We start from the raw sequence: 16,106 nt of genomic DNA on the forward strand, positions 1-16,106 counted from the left end.
CGACTACGGCAACCGGGTCGGCCACCAGCGCCAGATGGCGCTTCTGGACAAGTACGGCGTGCGCGGGTCGGTGTCGCTGTCGACGGCGCTTTGCGAGCATCACCCGGAGATCATCCAGATGTGCCGGGAGCGCGACTGGGAGTTCTTCAGCCACGGGATCTACAACACGCGCTACACCTACGGCCTGAGCGAGGCCCAGGAGCGCGCCATGATCCGTGACAGCATGGAGACCATCCATCGCCACACGGGTCAGGCCTGCGCCGGGTATCTGGCACCGGCGCTGTCGCACTCCGAGCACACTCTGGACCTGTTCGCCGAAGTGGGCGAGGAACTCTTTGGTGAGCGCGGCGGGCTCTACACCTGCGATCTCTTCCACGATGACCAGCCTACGCCGGTTCGCGTGCGCTCCGGCAAGCGCTTCATTTCCCTGCCCTATTCGCTCGAGATGAACGACACCATCGTCTACGCGGTGAACAAGGTCGAGCCGCGCCAGTACGCCATCATGCTCAAGCGCCACTTCGACCGCCTGTACCAGGAGGGCGCCGAGTCCGGCACGGTGATGTGCATCCCTACCCACAACTACCAGGTGAGCTGCCCGCACCGCATCAAGGCGTTCGAGGAGGCGCTCGAGTACATCACCGGCCACTCGGACGTGTGGGTCGCCACCGGCCGGGAGATCGCCGAGTACTACCGGGCGCACTATCACGATGCGGCGCTCGCAAGCATGCAGGCGCAGGCCGCCACCGCAACAGGGGAGAGTTGACACCATGGCGCTCGACGACGATTACCTGGACTACCCGCTGCGCCGTTACGGCTACGACCACGACCGCTACGACTGGTCGATGCTCGACGAGCGTTCCCCTGTCACCTGGCCCGGCGGCAAGACGCTGGCGGTGTGGATCAACGTGTCGCTGCAGTTCTACCCGCTCGACCAGCGCGGCGTGCCCTTCAAGGTACCCAACGGCATGACCATGCCCTACCCGGATCTGCGCCACTTCTCGCTGCGCGACTACGGCAACCGTGTGGGCATCTACCGGGTGCTGAAGGCCCTCGAGCAGCACGGCATCACGCCGACCTACGCGATCAACGCCCAGCTTGCCGAGCAGACGCCTTATCTCATCAAGCGCCTTCAAGAGCACGGCGGCGAGTTCATCGCCCACGGCTGGAACATGGATCATCTGCACTACGGCGGCCAGCCGATCGAGGAAGAGGCCGAGCTGGTCGCGCGCTCGGTGGAGACCCTTCGCCGCGTGACCGGCCAAACCATTCGCGGCTGGCTCGGCCCGGCGAAGCACCAGAGCTTCAACACGCCGGATCTGCTGGTAAAGAACGGCATCGAGTACTGCGCCGACTGGGTCAACGACGAGCTGCCCTACGCCTTCAAGACCGCTTCGGGCGCGCTCACCATGATGGGACTTTCCACCGAGATCGAGGATCAGTTCGTGATGAGCCAGAACCTGCACTCGGAGGATGCCTGGGTCGCGCAGGTCAAGGACGCCTTCGACTTTCTGCTCGAGGAGTCCCGCACGGCGGGCGGGCGACTCTTCGCGCTGAACCTGCACCCCTGGCTTGTCGGCCAGCCGCACCGCATCGCCTGTCTCGAAGAAGTGCTCGCGCATATCGCCCAGCACGCGCAGATCTGGCAGGCACCGGCGGGCGAGATCCTCGACGCGTTCAAGGCGGCTCAATCCAGCGACGATCAGGGAGCGCGCTGATGGCCATTCACCCCTATAGCGAGACAGAGACGTTCGAGGTTCATCTGCCGCTTCTGATCATCGGCGCTGGCGCCTGTGGACTGGTGGCCGCCCTCAAGGCGCGAGAAGCAGGCATCGAACTTGCCGTGCTCGAACGCGATGATCTGCCCCGGGGCAGCACGGCGATGTCATCGGGTTTCATTCCCGCCGCCGGCACCCGCTTTCAGCAGGCGCTGGAAATCGAGGACAGCCCCGAGATCATGGCCGAGGACATCCAGCGCAAGAACGGCTTCCAGGCGGACCCGGCCATCGTCGAACTGCTGGCCCGCGAATCGGGATCGACCATCGAATGGCTGGCGGACGCGCACGGCGTGGCGTTCGAGCTGGTCGAAGGCTTTCTCTACCCCGGCCACCGGCGACTGCGCATGCATGCCACGCCTCGGCGCACCGGTGAAGAGCTGATGGGAGCGCTGTTGAACGCCGTCGAGCGCGCAGGTGTGGATATCCTGACTCAGGCGCGGGTGGTGGATCTCTACGTGGACGACACCCGACAAGTGCGCGGCGTGGCGCTCGAACGCCCGGACGGCAGCCGCGAGCGCATCGGCTGCGACGCCTTGGTGCTGGCCTGCAACGGCTTTGGCGGCAACCCTGACCTCGTGCGGCGCCACATCCCTTCGCTTGGCGAGGCGCTCTACTATGGTCACGAAGGCAACCAGGGGGATGCCCTCCTATGGGGCGAGGCGATGGGCGCAAGTGCCAGGGACCTCGGCGCCTGCCAGGGCCACGGGTCGCTGGCGACCCCTCACCAGATCTTGATCAGCTGGGCGCTGATGATGCAGGGCGGGATTCAGGTCAACCTGCACGGCGAGCGCTTCTCCAACGAGCACGGCGGCTACTCGGAACAGGCGGCCAAGGTGATCGCCCAGCCGGAGCGGGTCGCCTGGAACCTGTATGACGAGCGTATCCATCAGAACGCGCTCGAGTTCGAGGATTACCGCAACGCCTTCGGAGCTGGCGCGGTGCGCCGCTTCGAGACCCTGGAGGCGCTGGCCGACGGCGCGAACTTGCCTATCGAGGCGCTGGAGGCGACCTTCGACACCGTGCAACGGCACACGAGCGCGCAGACGCCGGACACCTTCGGCCGTACCTTCGAGCGCGCCGACCGGCTCCAGCCGCCCTACTACGCCGTTCGCGTCACCGGGGCGCTGTTCCATACCCAGGGCGGGCTCGAGGTGAACACCCAGGCACGGGTGCTGGACACCGAAGGCAAGGCGCTGCCCAACCTGTTCGCCGCCGGGGGCGCCGCCCGCGGGGTCTCCGGCGCGGGGGATAGCGGCTACCTCTCGGGCAACGGTCTGTTGAGCGCCGTGGTGCTGGGCGCGGTAGCGGGCCAGAGCGCCGCGTCACTCTTGAACTTACAACTGCACTCGGCCGCGTTGCCGTGATGCAAGCTTCATCGCCCCGCTCGTCGGGGCTTTTGCTAAGCAGTTGATTTCGTGGTTTGCTTGCCGCTTCGCCCCGCTGCCACGAGCTCATCGATGTTCCATCTGCTTCTTGCACTGCCCTGCCTGATCGTGATCGCCCGCTACCTCTGGCCGCTTGGCTGGCCCCGCTGGCTCAAGGCGCTGCTCGGCGCGGCGCTGCTGCTGGTCTCCCAGCACCACCTGCTGACCCGGCTCGCCTTCGGCAGCATGTTCTCGCCGGAAGTGCCGCGGGAGATGGTGCTGGTCGTCAACGCCGTGTTCGGGGCGATGATCTTCCTGGCGCTGATGCTGATCGTGGTCGATGTCGCGACCGCGTTGCTCGCCTTGTGCAAACGCCGCCGACTGACGATTGCCGCACCGCTTCGCCACGGGCTGGCCATCGTCGCGCTGGCGCTGGGAGCTTTCGCCGTGAACCAGGCGGCACGCGTTCCGCCCTTGAAGGAGGTCGAGATTTCCATCGCGGGGTTGCCGGCGGCCTTCGACGGCTACCAGATCGTCCACCTGACCGATCTTCACTTGAGTCGGCTCTTCCAGGCCCCGTGGGCGGAAACGGTCGTCACCAAGACCAACCAGCTGGCGCCGGACGCCATCCTGATCACCGGCGACCTGATCGACGGCACCCTCGATGCCCGCCGTGACGACGTGGCGCCGCTCGCGGCGCTGAGCGCACCGGATGGCGTGTTCGCAAGCCCCGGTAACCACGAGTACTACTTCGGATACGACACCTGGATGAACCACTACCAGGCGCTCGGCATGCAGATACTGGCCAACCAGCACGTCGTGGTGGAGCGCGACGGCAGCGCCCTGGTGCTGGCCGGGGTGACGGATGCCTCCGCCGCTCGCCACGGCTACCCGGCGCCGAACCTGGCCGCCGCGCTCGAAGGTGCGCCGAACGACGCGCCAATCGTGCTGCTCGATCATCAACCCCGCAACGCCCGCGCGGCGGCGGCCCAGGGGGTCGACTTGCAGCTTTCCGGCCATACCCACGGCGGCATGCTGGTGGGTTTCGATCGTATCGTGGCGCGTGCCAACGAAGGGTTCGTGTCGGGCATTTATGCACTCGACGGCATGACGCTCTACCTGAACAGCGGTACCGGCCTGTGGCCCGGCTTCGCCCTGCGCCTGGGCAAGCCCTCGGAGCTGACGCGAATCACCCTGCGCGCGCAGTGACCACCGGCAGTGCGACCATCACGATGTCTTGCCGGCGCCCGTGGTGGATGATCGCCGGGCAAGCGCCCAGCGCACCGCGTCGATCGCCACGATGACGACGAGACTCGCTCCCATCACCGGCAGGGCGAGCCCCAACAGCACCAGCAGCACGATCAGGCTCAGCTGTGTCATCCGCGGCAACATGAGGAACAGCGCGGTCACGGTCTGGGCCTGGTGGATCGTCGTGCTTCTGACGCGCAGCCACCACATGCGATACCCCCACACCACCAGAAATGCCAGGGCGGCGGCAAACAGCGCCAGCACCAGCTGGTTGGCGAGGCCGAACAGCACGCCCATGTGCAGGTCGACGCCCCAGCGCGTGAGTTTTGCCGCGAGCGGAAAGGTGGCGAAGTCGGTCTGGTCGAGAACGCGCATGTCGGCGGGGTCGAGCGCGACCTGGTCGACCTGGGTCGGCCAGCGGCGGTCGATTTCCGATACGCGCCAGGCGCGCCCGACGCTCGCCGGCGGCTCAATCTGAAGGCCGCCGGCCATCAGCCCGGCGCCCCGGGCCGCCGCCAGCGCCTGATCGAACCCCTCGGGCCTTGCGTGATGCCCCCCCTCGGGGGCATGGCTCATGCCGTGACCGGCGTGGGGGTCGGTGCTTTCCGGCTCGGCCGGCGCCTCGAGCAGGGTCGAGACGCTCGGCGTTGCCCAGCCCCAGGCATTGCGCAGCTCGGCGATATTGCTGCCGGCCCACTGGGACCAGGTCAGCCCGGTCGCGGAGAAGAACAACAGCCCGACCAGGGCCAGAACGCCCACCGTGGCGTGACGGCGTCGCGGCGCCAGGCGCGGACTTGCGCCCTTGAGCGCCCGGCGCCGGGCGACCCAGAGCACGGTCCCCAAAAGCGCGATGACCCAGAGCCAGGAAGCCGCCAGTTCGCTGTACAAGCGCCCGATGTCCCCCAGCATCAGCCCGCGGTGAAAGTGGTCGAGCGCGGTACGAAACGGCAGGATGCCACTGGTACCGTAGACCGTCATGTCGCCGCGCACCTCGAGGGTGGCCGGATCGATGAAAATGGCGCGGTGCTCCGAGGGGCCAAGCGACGGGTCGGCGAACATGACGCGGGTGGTGCCACCCGCCTCCGGCGCCGGGCGCACCGCCGCCGGAAGCCCCGCCTGTCCAGAGGCCACCTGTGCAGCCTCGATCTGACGCGCCAATGGCTCCCCGGCCTCCTGGCTGCTGGCCGTGAGGGCGTCGCGGTAGAGCCACTCCTCCACCGCAGGCGTCATCACGTACACGATGCCGCTGAGCGCGGCGACGAGAATGAACGGCCCGATCAAAAGCCCGATATAAAAGTGCATGCGCATGAGCAGCGCAAACAGAAGTTTGCCCGTTCGCTTGGGCGCCGAACTACCTTGCGTCGATCCCATGATTCCCTCGTTATTGACGGTTGAACGCGTTAGTGCGATGAATGTTCACCGGGTGCAACAAATAAAACGGTAATAAGCGATCGGCCTTAAACTTCCTGAAAGACGTCAATGAAACCTTCAAGGTGATATCAAAAAAGCTCTCTGGCGCTGGCATGACGAAGTGAAACGCGCTCTTCAACCACCGTGCCTGAACGGCGGTCACGACATGACGATATCACCGGCATCGATACGCTCGACCGCTCGCCGCGGCGATATGCCGCCGGCGCCTTTCACGTCCGATGGCAACCGGATGCTAGACTGACGCTTTACTGTCACTGCCGGATGCCCCCACGTGCCGATGCCGCGCCTCTGTCCACCACGCTCGCAGCGCTATTGCATGACGCTGGCCCTTGCGTGTCTGGCCATGACGCTGCTGTTCGTCGGCCCGCTGATCTCGCAGTTTCAGGCCAGCTTTCACGGCCCTGCACAGCAGGAGACGGCCCACCACCACGCTCAACACGACCACGCAGCGCCGCACCAAGGCACTGCAAAGCATCATCAAGCCGCCGGCGCCGGGGAGCTGTCGCACTGGCACCTGCTGTGCGGCTACTGCGAACTCTGGCAGCACACGCCGACGCTGTTTCTCCACTTGCCGGACATTGCTCGCCAGGCACTTGTCCCCCCTCAGGGCGGTTTCATCGCGCCCTCTATCGGGACACTTCGTCAATCCAACTATCCCCACGCGTTGACCCGTGGGCCACCCGCTTTCACACATCGCGAGTTATAAACAATCGGGAATGACGACCGCGATTCTAATGCGTTTAACTAGAAAACCAATAGCGCCTTTTGACTTTTTAAACGTCAATCAAGGTGGCGTTTTATTACATTCGAGATTTACGTTTAATGCGCAGTTTTAATACTTTTTTAGCGTCATAAAAACGGTCAACGAAGGCTCTCGGTCGTTTTTCCAGTCCGGGTTTAGGTTTTTTAAAGCCACAAAAAAACCGCATCCGAAGATGCGGTCATGGCACCCGATAGACACCGCTACTCCCAGACGGCACCCGCCAGGGCGTCGAGGGGAATCTTCAGGTAGCGCTGGCCGTTGGCTTCCGGGGCAGGCAGTCGTCCGCCCTGAACGTTCACCTGCAGCGCGTGCAATATCAGTTTCGGCATGGGCAGCGTCTTGTCGCGAGCCTGTCTGAGCTCGACGAACGCCGCCTCGCGGTTGTCGCTCAGGTGCGGATTGTTCTCGCGCTGCTCGGCCACGCGGCTCTCCCACTGCGGCGCCCGGCCTCCGGGCATGTAGTCGTGTCCGGTGAACAGGCGCGTCTCGTCGGGCAGGGCCAGAATCGCTTGTATGGAGTGCCAGAGCGCCCGCGCATCGCCACCCGGGAAATCCGCCCGGGCGCTGCCGGTATCCGGCTGGAACAGCGTATCGTGAATGAATGCCGCATCGCCCACCACGTAGGTGATCGAGGCCAGCGTGTGACCCGGCGAATGCATGACGGTTGCCGAGAGTTCACCGATCTCGAAGGTATCGCCGTCGGCGAAGAGCCGATCCCACTGACGCCCGTCTGCCGGCATGTCCGGCCAGTGGTAGATCTCCTTCCACAGCGCCTGCACGTTGGTCACGTGCTCGCCGATGGCCGTCGGCGCGCCGGTCTTCGCCTTCAGGTACTGCGCCGCGGAGAAGTGATCCGCATGGGGGTGGGTGTCCAGAATCCACTCGACGCGCAGCTGGTGCCTGGCCACGTAGGTCAGGAGCTCATCGGCGTGATGCGTGGCCGTGGCGCCGGACTTCTCGTCGAAATCCAGCACCGGGTCGATGATCGCACAGGCGCGGGTGGCCGGATCAATGACGATGTACTGGATGCTGCCGGTACGTGGGTCATAGAACCCCGCTACCTCCGGCGAGCCGGCGCCGGTGCTTTGGGAGCGAGCGAATGTGTTCATGAAATGGCCTCGTACTGATCGATGCGATGAACGTAGATTAGCACGATGACAAATACCGATATAACCATAGCGTCACAAGCTATATACCAGCTTTTACTCCCGATCACCCTGCGAAAGAAAAGGCATCGATCAGGTCATGAAAGATAGCGAGACAAAGCCTCTGATCAAAACTTCTTCTCCAGCGCGAAGCGCGGCTGCTCCCGGCCATCGACCGAAACGCTTTCCATGAACATGGCCAGCGGGCGTACCCACAAGCCGTAGTCGCCGTAGAGCGCGCGATAGACGACGAGCGGCTCTTCGCTTTCGCTGTGGTGGGCGATGCCGGTGACTTCGTACAAGGCACCTTTATAGTGACGGTAGATGCCGGGGGCGGGGGTCATGGTGCGTTCTCCTCTGAGGGGGCGTCGGGTTGCGCCGCCTTTCTGGCCAGCCGCTCGAGCACTTTCGAGGCGGCGACGAAGCCGAAGGTGCCGGTGACGAAGGTGGCCGCACCGAAGCCCGAGGCGCAGTCGAGCCGGGTGGCCTCACCGCTGCCCGGCTTTTGCAGGCATACCTCGCCGTCGGCTCCCGGGTAGACGAGCTGCTCGTCGGAGTAGACACACTCCACCGAGAAGCGCCGCTTGGGATTGCGCGAGAAGCCGTAGTCGCGACGCAGGCGCGAGCGCACCTTGGCGAGCAATGGGTCGTGCTCGGTACGGGTCAGGTCGGCCACCTGGATGCGGGTCGGGTCGCTCTGCCCGCCCGCCGCGCCGGTCACGGTGATCGGAATCTTGCGCCGCTTGCACCAACTGATCAGCGCGGCCTTGGCGATCACGCTGTCGATGGCATCGACCACGTGAGCGACGTCTTCCGGAATGCGCTCGGCCAGGTTCGTCGGCGTGACGAAGGCGGCGTCGGCGATGACCTCGATCTCGGGGTTGATCAGCCGGCAGCGGCTGGCGAGCACCTCGACCTTGGGCTGGCCTATCGTGCCATCCAAGGCGTGCAGCTGGCGGTTGACGTTCGAGGTGCAGACGTCGTCGAGATCGATCAGCGTGAGCTTGCCTATCCCTGAGCGCGCCAGCGCCTCCGCCGCCCAGCTGCCCACGCCCCCCACGCCGACCACCACCACGTGCGCCTGACGAAAGGCACTCGCCGCGCGCTGGCCGTAAAGGCGGCGAATGCCGCCGAAGCGAAAGTCGTAATCGGATGACTCGGTCAAGGGTGTCTTTCTCCTGTAGCAGGGTCGCGCGAACGCGTCGCGTCCCGGGGCGTCAGTGTCACCTGGTCCTGCGGCAGGTGCCCGGCCCAGCCCAGGCGCTCCAACAGCGCCGTCATGACCGGGTCGAGCGCGCCGCTCACCTCCAGGCGCTGATCGCGGCAGGGGTGGTCGAAGGCCAGGTGGGTGGCCGCCAGCAGCAGCCTCGGGGCGGCGAGGCGCTCGGCGAAGAAGCGGTTGTGCACGCTCTTGCCGTGCTTGGCGTCGCCGATGATCGGGTAGCCGCGCCGGGAAAGGTGGCGACGAATCTGGTGGCGGCGCCCGGTCTGCGGGTGCGCCCGCACCAGCGAATAGCGCGCCACCGGGTAGCGGTCGACCTGAACCGGCAGCTCCACGCTGTCCAGGCGCTGAATGTCGGTACGCGCGGGCATCGCCGGCATGTCCGCCTTGGGGCGACTGCCGTCCTCCTCGCGCAGCGGGTAGTCGAGGGTTTCCGCCTCCGGCGCCTTGCCGCGCACCACCGCAAGATACTGCTTGTCCACCTCGCGCTCGTTGAACGCCTGGCTCAGCCGGGCCGCCGCCGAGGAGGAAAGCGCCATCACCATCACCCCGGCGGTGGGCCGGTCCAGCCGGTGCACCGGGTAGACCCGCTGGCCGAGCTGATCGCGCAGCTGCTGGACGAGAAAGGTGGTTTCACCGCGGGCGAGCTTCGAGCGGTGTACCAGAAGCCCGGCGGGCTTGTAGAGCACGACCAGATGTTCGTCCTGAAAGAGAATGCGTAGGGGCGCCATGGCCGGCCTCGTTGAAAACTGGCGCCATTGTCGCGGCTCCAGGCGCGCTTGTCACCCGGCGAGAAGCGTTCGGCGACGGTGGCATAGCCTGGCTCGAGCAGCTACCTTTCAAGAGCACCCTTTCGGGGGCTTCCATGGAACAGGATTAAGGAGAACAGACGATGCGTTTAGCCACTCCCTTGACCGCCATCACCGCGGCGCTGCTGCTGGCCACCACCGCCCATGCCCAGAGCAGCGATTCGCTCGAGGTCAACATGCACGACGTCACCGCCGACGGCGTGGGCGAGGCGATGGGCACCGTGACCATCGAGAGCTCGGAGTTCGGCGGCGTGATGCTCACCCCGTCCGTCACCGGCCTCGAGCCCGGTATCTACGGCTTTCACCTGCACCAGAACCCGAGCTGCGAGCCGGCCGAGGACGACGACGGTGAAATGGCCGCCGCTCAGGCCGCCGGTGGCCACTACGACCCGGAGGGCACCGAGACTCACCAGGGCCCCTATGGTGAAGGCCACCTGGGCGACTTGCCGGTGCTGACCGTCAATGAAGACGGCGAAGCCAACCTGCCGGTACTCGCGCCGCGCCTGAGCATGGAGGACATGACCGACCGCGCCCTGATCATCCATGAAGGCGGCGACACCTACGCGGACGAACCGCACCTGGGCGGCGGCGGCGCGCGCATGCTGTGCGGCGTGACGCCCGCCTCCTGAGCCGTTGCCGGCATCGCACCCTCGAGACGGGCAGCCACGCGCTGCCCGTCTTGCGTTTGTGGTCACAGAATCGTCCTAAAGAAACTAAAGTCGTAGAGCGAATCTTGGCGTGAATCGGTACATTCGGCGAGTGTCGCCAGGCGTCTGTCCTAGCGCTGGCAAGTGGTTATCTTCTCTGACTAACCTACATCGAGTATCTCAATGATTACCTTCATCGCCTCCATACTGCTTTTGATCGTGGGTTACTTCACCTACGGCAAGTTCGTGGATCGGGTGTTCGTGGCCGACCGCAAGCGCCCGACTCCCGCCTTCAGCATGCGTGACGACATCGACTACGTGCCGATGAATACCACGCGCAACTCGCTGATCCAGCTACTCAACATCGCCGGTGTCGGCCCGATCTTCGGACCGATCCTGGGCGCGCTCTACGGGCCCGTGGCCTTCGTGTGGATCGTGGTGGGCTGCATCTTCGCGGGTGCCGTACACGACTACCTCACCGGCATGATCTCGATTCGCAACCACGGGGCGCATCTGCCGCAGCTTGCGGGCAAGTTCCTGGGCAAGGCGATGAAGCACGTGGTCAACGGTTTCGCGCTGCTGCTTTTGCTGCTGGTGGGCACGGTGTTCGTTACTTCGCCGGCCACGCTTCTGGCCAACATGACGTCCCTGTCACTGCTCGCCATCACCCTGGTCATCTTCGCCTACTACCTGATCGCCACGCTGTTGCCGATCGACAAGGTGATCGGGCGCATCTACCCCTACTTCGGGGCGCTCTTGCTGTTCAGCGCCGCCGGTATCGGTATCGGTCTGGTCGTCACCGGTGCACCTATCCCTGAGCTTTCGTTCCAGAACATGCACCCGGACGGCGCGCCGATCTTCCCGCTGCTGTTTCTGACCATCTCCTGTGGCGCGCTTTCCGGCTTTCACGCCACGCAAACCCCGATCATCTCGCGCACCACGGAGAACGAAACCAGCGGCCGGCGTATCTTCTACGGCATGATGATCACCGAAGGCGTGATCGCGATGATCTGGGCCGCCGCTGCCATGAGCCTGTTCTACGGCGACCAGTCGCTGTCCGACGTGCTGGCCGCCGGTGGCCCCGCCGCGGTGGTGAGCGAAGTCTCCGTGACCATGCTGGGCGCGGTGGGCGGCACGCTCGCCATCCTCGGCGTCATCGTCCTGCCGATCACCTCCGGCGACACCGCGTTTCGCAGCGCCCGGATGATCATCGCGGATTACCTGAAGATCGCCCAGAAGCCGATCGCCAAGCGCCTGATGATCGCCCTGCCGCTGTTCGTGATCTCCTACGCGCTGACCCACATGGACTTCACGCTCTTGTGGCGCTACTTCTCCTGGGCGAACCAGACCACCGCGGTCATCGCACTGTGGGTCGCCACCATGTACCTGGTGCTGTCGCGCAAGCCCTACCTGATCACGGCCATTCCGGCGGTATTCATGACCATGGCGACCTTCACGTACCTGGCCTTCGCCCCGATCGGCTTTGGCCTTCCGCTGCAGATGAGCTATGTGGTCGCCGCACTCGGCACCCTGGTGTGCATCGCGCTGTTCATGAAGCGGGTGCGTCGCTTGAGCCGCGCCACCTTCACCGTGGACGAGCCGGTCCCCCTGGCGGGTCAAGGCCTGGCCGGTTTCGCTGCCAGCGAACGCTAATCTCCAAAACCCTGCTCTGCCCGGCCCCGCGCCGGGCAGTCTCTTTTCACCGCCTCACTGGCCGTTCCCTCCATTCAACTTTACGCGGTATCCAGGCTTTCAGGCGGCATTCCCTGCCCGTTCCCGTCTTTTTATTCACGCTGGCCAGTTTGCCAAGCGACGCACGCCAAACTACGCCCGCCCAAAACTCTCACTTTAATTAACTATTCGGATCGGGCGTCTTTACTTACATCATGGGTAGTCGGCCAAGGCGATTAAGCAAACGCATAATTTCTTCGCGCCGATTGACGCTTGATTCAGGTTATTAATTCTTTCCCGCCGACCTGCCAGTATCGAGAGTGAAGCGAGTGCTCGCTTCTGACGAAACGCTAACGTCAATGGCTTCTCCGGCCGGAGAAGTGACACCCGGGGTACGCCCCGGCCCGTTACTATGGAGAGTAAAATGTTTCATCACTCATCGAAGCTTCAATACCCGGTCAAGGTCGACAAGCCCAACCCGCAGTTCGCCATGCTGCTGCAGCAGGCGATCGGCGGTATCGAGGGCGAGATCCGCGTGGCCATGCAGTACTTTTTCCAGGCCATGGGCGCGCGCGGCGACGACCGTATCCGCGACATGCTGATGTCCACCGCCACCGAAGAGCTGTCCCACATCGAGATGCTCGGCCACGCGGTGGCGCTGAACCTGGAAGGCGCGCCGGTCTCCTACCAGGAGGAAACCGCCAAGGATCCGGTCATGAACGCCATCCTGGGTGGCGCCAACCCGCGCCACCTGCTCTCGTCCGGGCTATCCGCGATGCCGGTCAACGCCAACGGCGTGCCCTTCGACATGAGCCACGTCTACGCCACCGGCAACATCGGCGCGGACATGATGGCCAACGTGGCGGCGGAATCCGGCGGTCGCGTGCTGGCGACGCGCCTCTACAACTGGACCGACGACCACGGCATGAAGGATTTCCTGTCGTTTTTGATCGCCCGGGACACCTACCACCAGCAGCAGTGGCTGGCGATCATCGAGGAGCTGGGTGGCATGCAGGCGCAGCTGCCGATCCCGAACTCGACGCCGGAAGAGCACGAGGCGACAGAGCACTCCTACTACTACCTCAATACCCTGCTCGACAAGGACGCGCCCAAGGGGCGCTGGGGCGAAGGCCCGTCGCTGGATGGCCGCAGCCAGTACTCGATCAAGAACACCCCGGAACCGCTGGGCCAGGAGCCCTCGCTGGGCGGCGCCAAGCCGAACTCCGGCGCGCAGACCGATCAGGTCGACCCGGCCAAGTAAGTCTTGACCGCGCACGAAAAAAACCCCGAACCAGGTTCGGGGTTTTGTCGTTCAGGTGCTCAACGGCTCATTCGTAGGACTGGTCGCCGGCCACGTGCATCTGACGCTGCATGTAGTTCTGCAGGCCGACCTTGTCGATCAGGCTGAGCTCGGTCTCGATATGGTCGATGTGCTCTTCTTCATCGGCGAGCAGGTCGCGCAGCATGTCGCGGGTCACGTAGTCCTTGACGCTTTCGCAGTAGGTGATCGCTTCGATGTAGTCGTTGCGGCCGTCGTGCTCGATCTTGAGATCGCACTCGAGCATTTCCTTGACGTTCTCGCCGATGTGCAGCTTGCCCAAGTCCTGCAGATTGGGAATGCCTTCGAGGAACAGGATACGCTCGATGATCTTGTCGGCGTGCTGCATCTCTTCGATGGACTCGTCGTACTCCCACTTGGCCAGCGCCTTGAGGCCCCAGTCCTTGTACATCTTGGCGTGCAGGAAGTACTGATTGATCGCGACCAGCTCATTGCCGAGTGCGATATTGAGATGCTCAATGACCTTGGGATCGCCTTTCATACGTCACCTTCGTTGTAGTACTGCCGTTATAGTACTGCCGTTGTTGTCGCAGCAGGTTATTCGGACAATCAAGCAGTTACGTCAATAAAGCAGCGGGGCTTCGCAGAACCCGCCACGGGGTGACTGAAAGTATAGATCAGGCATTAAAAAACACAAGGAAATCAGTTGCTTGTTAAAAGCAACTCAAACAATAGTGATTCGCGTCATACGGCGTAAGCGAGTCCCATGTCTGCCTGGGCGCGAACCTCCTGAACGGCTTCGCGGGTAATCGACTTAGCCAAACAGGCGCACTTGCCGCACTGGGTAGCGCAGCCCGTCGCCTCGCGAACCTCGCGCCAGCTGCGCGCGCCTTCGTTCACTTCGCGGCGAATTCGATGGTCGGTCACACCCTTGCACACACATACGTACATGACATCACCTCATGAAATCCATGCGGTAAATGTAAATGATTCGCATACATCTTATCAAGTAGAAACGAATCGCCTTTGCAAGCCATTTTTGATGGCGTCAGGATTTATCATCGCAAGACAAGCGCTTGGCGTTTTTTTCCGCGTGCGCGAATCGCCATAAAAAAGGCCGCTGCGTTAGCGGCCCGATGGCGAGAGGGCGAGCGATCAGCCGTTACGTCGCAGGAAATGGATACCGACCAGTGCACACACCAGGGTGGGGACCAGCACCGCCCAGACCGGCGAGAAGCCGAAGATGGTCGAGGCCGGCGCCAGGAGGTCCTGGATGTACTTGAACACCAGCCCCGTCACCACGCCATAGAACACCCGGGTGCCGGCGGCCACGCTGCGCAGCGGTCCGAACACGAAGGAGGCGGCGATGAGGACCAAAGACGCCATGGTGAACGGCATCAGCACCTTCTGCCAGAAATAGAGAAGCGGCTGCGCGGCGCTTTGCCCCTGCGCCTGCAGATAGTGGGCATAGGCCCACAACTCGCTGGGCGCCTGGCTTTCGATATCACGCAGCAGCCGTTCGAGCTGGGTCGGGGTGAGATCGGTTTCCCACACCATTCGGGCCTGGTGCTCCGATTCGGTGTGATCCTCGTAGATCCGCGTGGTATTGACGTTCTCGAGCTGCCAGCGCCCCTCCTCCCAGTGAGCCCGGGCGGCCCGGGTCGCTTCCACCAGGCGGCGCTCGTCGAAACGGTAGCGGGTCAGGTCGAGCACCACGTTGTCGGCGCGAATGGCGCCGAACCGGTAGACGCTGTCGCCCTCGAACTGCCAGCCGCTGCGGCTTTGGAGCATGGCGCTCTCGCCCTGGCGCTGCTCGAGCCGCCAGGCCTCGGCGAACTGTTCGGTCCTGGGGCTCACGAACTCGGCCACCAGCAGCACCACCGCCACCACCAGCAGCACCGGCTTCATGACGCCCCACACGATGCGCGCCAGCGAACGCCCGGCGGCGCGCATCACCGTGAGCTCGTTGCTGGACGCCATGGTGCCCATGCCGATCAGCGCGCCGATCAGCACCGCCACCGGCGCGTACTGGTAGAACCGCCAGGGCAGGCGCATCAATAGATACAGCAGCACGTCGAGCGCCGAGTAGTTGCCTTGGGTATCGCCCAGATCACCGATGTAGGCGATGGTGATATCGAGCCCCAGCAGCACGAACTGCACGATGATGATCGCCCCGAGGACATTACGCGCGATGTAGCGGTCCAGGCGATCCGCCACGGTCAGTACACTAAGCATTAACGCATTCCCTTACGTTGCGAGCGCCAGATCAGAAGGCCCCCCAGCACCAAGAAGAGTCCATGCACCGGCCACACGCCGACCGCGCTTGGCAGCGAACAGCCGCCGATGGCGTCCACGGCGGCGAGCAGCAGGCTCAAGTACGCCACGTAGAGGAACACCGCCGGCAGCAGCTTGGCGAAACGCCCCTGGCGCGGGTTGACCCGCGACAGCGGCTGGGCGAGCAGCGCCAGGATGAAGACCATCAGCGGCAGCCCCGCGCGCCACTGGAACTGCGCCTGGGCGCGCGGGTCGGCGTCGTTCCAGAGCTCAGCGGTGGTGGCGAACTCGAGCGAATCGAGCTCCTGGCGATTACGGCTCAAGCCCAGGCGCAGGGTGTAGCGCTCGAAGGTAAGACGCTCGGCCTCGCGGCGCCCCGGCGTCACGCCGTAGCGCTCGCCCTCCTCGAGAATCAGGAAGCGGCTGCCGGTCTCGACACGCGTCTCCTGGTGCCCGGTGCGCGCCCGCGTCACGTAGC

General features: G+C 64.3%; 17 protein-coding genes. 8 read left to right on the forward strand and 9 right to left on the reverse strand.

Going from position 1 to position 16,106, the window contains the following annotated elements; all coding sequences use genetic code 11:
• From BIS11_RS01470 to BIS11_RS01485, 4 genes are all read left to right on the forward strand, one after another.
• On the forward strand, positions 1-763 hold a 763-nt coding region (locus BIS11_RS01470), incomplete at its 5' end, for a polysaccharide deacetylase family protein (RefSeq protein ID WP_253585678.1).
• A 4-nt stretch (positions 764-767) separates the two neighbouring features.
• On the forward strand, positions 768-1,715 hold the full coding sequence (locus BIS11_RS01475; protein ID WP_253418797.1) for a polysaccharide deacetylase family protein: 948 nt from the start codon (positions 768-770) through the stop codon (positions 1,713-1,715).
• The gene (locus tag BIS11_RS01480) at positions 1,715-3,139 is read left to right on the forward strand and encodes an FAD-dependent oxidoreductase (RefSeq protein ID WP_253418799.1); all 1,425 of its coding nucleotides are present in this window, start codon (positions 1,715-1,717) and stop codon (positions 3,137-3,139) included. The genes BIS11_RS01475 and BIS11_RS01480 overlap by 1 nt, the downstream gene beginning before the upstream one ends.
• Positions 3,140-3,232: 93 nt before the next feature.
• Positions 3,233-4,348 carry a metallophosphoesterase gene (locus BIS11_RS01485; RefSeq protein ID WP_253418801.1) on the forward strand — a complete coding sequence of 372 codons (1,116 nt, stop codon included), beginning with the start codon at positions 3,233-3,235 and terminating at the stop codon, positions 4,346-4,348.
• Positions 4,349-4,366: 18 nt separating this feature from the next.
• Here BIS11_RS01485 and BIS11_RS01490 read toward each other — a convergent pair whose 3' ends face one another.
• The gene (locus BIS11_RS01490) at positions 4,367-5,758 is read right to left on the reverse strand and encodes a PepSY-associated TM helix domain-containing protein (protein ID WP_367399045.1); all 1,392 of its coding nucleotides are present in this window, start codon (positions 5,756-5,758) and stop codon (positions 4,367-4,369) included.
• 376 nt (positions 5,759-6,134) lie between these two features.
• Here BIS11_RS01490 and BIS11_RS01495 point away from each other — a divergent pair, with 376 nt between their 5' ends.
• The gene (locus tag BIS11_RS01495) at positions 6,135-6,524 is read left to right on the forward strand and encodes a DUF2946 domain-containing protein (RefSeq protein WP_253418803.1); all 390 of its coding nucleotides are present in this window, start codon (positions 6,135-6,137) and stop codon (positions 6,522-6,524) included.
• 257 nt (positions 6,525-6,781) lie between these two features.
• Here the strand turns inward: BIS11_RS01495 and BIS11_RS01500 are convergent, their stop codons facing one another.
• The 4 genes from BIS11_RS01500 to BIS11_RS01515 all read right to left on the reverse strand — a co-directional run bounded on the left by BIS11_RS01500 (position 6,782) and on the right by BIS11_RS01515 (position 9,679).
• On the reverse strand, positions 6,782-7,690 hold the full coding sequence (locus BIS11_RS01500) for an MBL fold metallo-hydrolase (RefSeq protein WP_253418805.1): 909 nt from the start codon (positions 7,688-7,690) through the stop codon (positions 6,782-6,784).
• Between the two features lie 164 nt (positions 7,691-7,854).
• Positions 7,855-8,070, reverse strand: a complete 216-nt coding sequence (locus BIS11_RS01505) for a DUF1653 domain-containing protein (RefSeq protein ID WP_253418806.1) — start codon at positions 8,068-8,070, stop codon at positions 7,855-7,857.
• Entirely contained in the window at positions 8,067-8,891 is an 825-nt protein-coding gene (gene tcdA / locus BIS11_RS01510; RefSeq protein ID WP_253418808.1) for a tRNA cyclic N6-threonylcarbamoyladenosine(37) synthase TcdA, read from the reverse strand. Before tcdA ends, BIS11_RS01505 begins: the two co-directional genes overlap by 4 nt.
• Complete coding sequence (locus tag BIS11_RS01515; RefSeq protein ID WP_253418811.1) at positions 8,888-9,679, reverse strand: pseudouridine synthase; 792 nt, start codon at positions 9,677-9,679, stop codon at positions 8,888-8,890. Before BIS11_RS01515 ends, tcdA begins: the two co-directional genes overlap by 4 nt.
• Before the next feature lie 161 nt (positions 9,680-9,840).
• Between BIS11_RS01515 and sodC the strand changes: the two genes are divergently transcribed.
• The 3 genes from sodC (at position 9,841) to BIS11_RS01530 (ending at position 13,336) form a co-directional block, all read left to right on the forward strand.
• On the forward strand, positions 9,841-10,386 hold the full coding sequence (gene sodC / locus BIS11_RS01520) for a superoxide dismutase family protein (RefSeq protein ID WP_227389717.1): 546 nt from the start codon (positions 9,841-9,843) through the stop codon (positions 10,384-10,386).
• Between the two features lie 201 nt (positions 10,387-10,587).
• Positions 10,588-12,057 (forward strand): carbon starvation protein A, encoded by a 1,470-nt coding sequence (locus tag BIS11_RS01525; RefSeq protein ID WP_253418814.1) that lies wholly within the window; start codon positions 10,588-10,590, stop codon positions 12,055-12,057.
• Positions 12,058-12,499: 442 nt separating this feature from the next.
• Complete coding sequence (locus tag BIS11_RS01530; protein WP_227389719.1) at positions 12,500-13,336, forward strand: manganese catalase family protein; 837 nt, start codon at positions 12,500-12,502, stop codon at positions 13,334-13,336.
• A gap of 67 nt (positions 13,337-13,403) precedes the next feature.
• Here BIS11_RS01530 and bfr read toward each other — a convergent pair whose 3' ends face one another.
• The 4 genes from bfr to BIS11_RS01550 all read right to left on the reverse strand — a co-directional run.
• Entirely contained in the window at positions 13,404-13,895 is a 492-nt protein-coding gene (gene bfr, locus BIS11_RS01535; RefSeq protein WP_253418816.1) for a bacterioferritin, read from the reverse strand.
• A gap of 203 nt (positions 13,896-14,098) precedes the next feature.
• A complete protein-coding gene (locus BIS11_RS01540; protein ID WP_253418819.1) occupies positions 14,099-14,305 on the reverse strand; it encodes a (2Fe-2S)-binding protein in 207 nt (68 codons plus the stop codon).
• Between the two features lie 204 nt (positions 14,306-14,509).
• A complete protein-coding gene (gene lptG, locus BIS11_RS01545; RefSeq protein ID WP_253418822.1) occupies positions 14,510-15,589 on the reverse strand; it encodes an LPS export ABC transporter permease LptG in 1,080 nt (359 codons plus the stop codon).
• Positions 15,589-16,106: LptF/LptG family permease (locus tag BIS11_RS01550; protein WP_253585679.1), on the reverse strand; the 518-nt coding region annotated here is incomplete at its 5' end. The genes lptG and BIS11_RS01550, both read right to left, overlap by 1 nt.

This window comes from Halomonas sp. 707D4 (assembly GCF_024158685.1).
Lineage (GTDB): Bacteria > Pseudomonadota > Gammaproteobacteria > Pseudomonadales > Halomonadaceae > Vreelandella.

Excerpts from the sequence above, each read along its gene's own strand:
- sodC (WP_227389717.1), top strand. The coding sequence starts at position 9,841 with ATGCGTTTAGCCACTCCCTTGACCGCCATCACCGCGGCGCTGCTGCTG.
- BIS11_RS01505 (WP_253418806.1), bottom strand. The coding sequence starts at position 8,070 with ATGACCCCCGCCCCCGGCATCTACCGTCACTATAAAGGTGCCTTGTAC.
- BIS11_RS01530 (WP_227389719.1), top strand. The coding sequence starts at position 12,500 with ATGTTTCATCACTCATCGAAGCTTCAATACCCGGTCAAGGTCGACAAG.
- BIS11_RS01515 (WP_253418811.1), bottom strand. The coding sequence starts at position 9,679 with ATGGCGCCCCTACGCATTCTCTTTCAGGACGAACATCTGGTCGTGCTC.
- BIS11_RS01495 (WP_253418803.1), top strand. The coding sequence starts at position 6,135 with ATGACGCTGGCCCTTGCGTGTCTGGCCATGACGCTGCTGTTCGTCGGC.
- BIS11_RS01500 (WP_253418805.1), bottom strand. The coding sequence starts at position 7,690 with ATGAACACATTCGCTCGCTCCCAAAGCACCGGCGCCGGCTCGCCGGAG.
- BIS11_RS01485 (WP_253418801.1), top strand. The coding sequence starts at position 3,233 with ATGTTCCATCTGCTTCTTGCACTGCCCTGCCTGATCGTGATCGCCCGC.
- lptG (WP_253418822.1), bottom strand. The coding sequence starts at position 15,589 with ATGCTTAGTGTACTGACCGTGGCGGATCGCCTGGACCGCTACATCGCG.
- BIS11_RS01490 (WP_367399045.1), bottom strand. The coding sequence starts at position 5,758 with ATGGGATCGACGCAAGGTAGTTCGGCGCCCAAGCGAACGGGCAAACTT.
- BIS11_RS01525 (WP_253418814.1), top strand. The coding sequence starts at position 10,588 with ATGATTACCTTCATCGCCTCCATACTGCTTTTGATCGTGGGTTACTTC.
- BIS11_RS01475 (WP_253418797.1), top strand. The coding sequence starts at position 768 with ATGGCGCTCGACGACGATTACCTGGACTACCCGCTGCGCCGTTACGGC.
- BIS11_RS01540 (WP_253418819.1), bottom strand. The coding sequence starts at position 14,305 with ATGTACGTATGTGTGTGCAAGGGTGTGACCGACCATCGAATTCGCCGC.
- bfr (WP_253418816.1), bottom strand. The coding sequence starts at position 13,895 with ATGAAAGGCGATCCCAAGGTCATTGAGCATCTCAATATCGCACTCGGC.
- BIS11_RS01480 (WP_253418799.1), top strand. The coding sequence starts at position 1,715 with ATGGCCATTCACCCCTATAGCGAGACAGAGACGTTCGAGGTTCATCTG.